This window comes from Chromohalobacter sp. HP20-39 (genome assembly GCF_033052815.1).
Classification (GTDB): Bacteria; Pseudomonadota; Gammaproteobacteria; order Pseudomonadales; family Halomonadaceae; genus Chromohalobacter.
Genome location: NZ_JAWHTP010000556.1, coordinates 1 through 280 on the forward strand (window position 1 = coordinate 1; position 280 = coordinate 280).

1 protein-coding gene is annotated in these 280 nt (G+C 62.9%); it reads left to right on the top strand.

Annotation, left to right across the window (positions count from 1 at the left end):
- Nucleotides 1–280 (top strand): hypothetical protein (locus RVY79_RS19180; RefSeq protein WP_317466149.1); only part of this gene is annotated, 280 nt, incomplete at both ends.

A 280-nucleotide genomic window follows, 5' to 3' on the forward strand; every position in this document is an offset into this window, starting at 1 on the left:
GTGGGCCCGACGCTCAAGCTGCACCAGTGCGGCCTGCCCAAGCTGATGGCGCTCGAACTCTTCAAGCCGTTCATCTTCCACAAGCTGGAAACGATGGGCATCGCCACCACCATCAAGGCGGCGAAGAAGGAAGTGGAAAGCCAGACGCCGGTGGTGTGGGACATCCTGGAAGATGTCATCCGCGAGCACCCGGTGATGCTGAACCGCGCACCGACGCTGCACCGTCTGGGTATCCAGGCGTTCGAGCCGGTGCTGATCGACGGCAAGGCCATCCAGCTGC